This is a genomic window from Duganella qianjiadongensis (genome assembly GCF_009857915.1).
In the GTDB taxonomy this organism is placed as follows: Bacteria; Pseudomonadota; Gammaproteobacteria; order Burkholderiales; family Burkholderiaceae_D; genus Rugamonas; species Rugamonas qianjiadongensis.
In genome coordinates this window covers 1-366 of the sequence record NZ_WWCM01000083.1, presented here as the reverse complement: position 1 = coordinate 366, position 366 = coordinate 1, and the positions used below count along the sequence as shown (strand labels likewise).

Sequence of the window (366 nt, the reverse complement as noted above, 5' to 3'; positions counted from 1 at the left end):
CACGTTGTAGCCAACGATCCCTGCGCCGCGCGTCTTCATTGAGCGCGCGTCAGTGTCGGTGAGTGATATCTGCGTTTCTCCGGTCGCTTCGAGCTTCGCTTCAATTTCCTTGAGCGTAGCCATCTGCTCCTTCAGCGCCGCAATTTTGTCGTTGAGACGGGTACTGCGTGCTTCTGCCGCCGCTGGTTCGTGCCTGTCAGCCGTGTCGAGTTCTACCAGATAGCGGCTGATGTTGGCCTCAATCTCTTCCATCCTGCGCTTTAGCTTGGCATTGGTGAAGTTGCGATCGCTGCTGTTGACAGCCTTGAATTTACTGCCGTCAATCGCAACGACCGCATCTGAGAATAGGTCCAGTTGCTGGCAGAG

General features: G+C 55.7%; 1 pseudogene. It reads right to left on the bottom strand.

From position 1 onward, the window contains the following. Positions 1–366 (bottom strand): annotated as a pseudogene (locus tag GTP27_RS23505) (IS5/IS1182 family transposase); the annotation flags it as partial.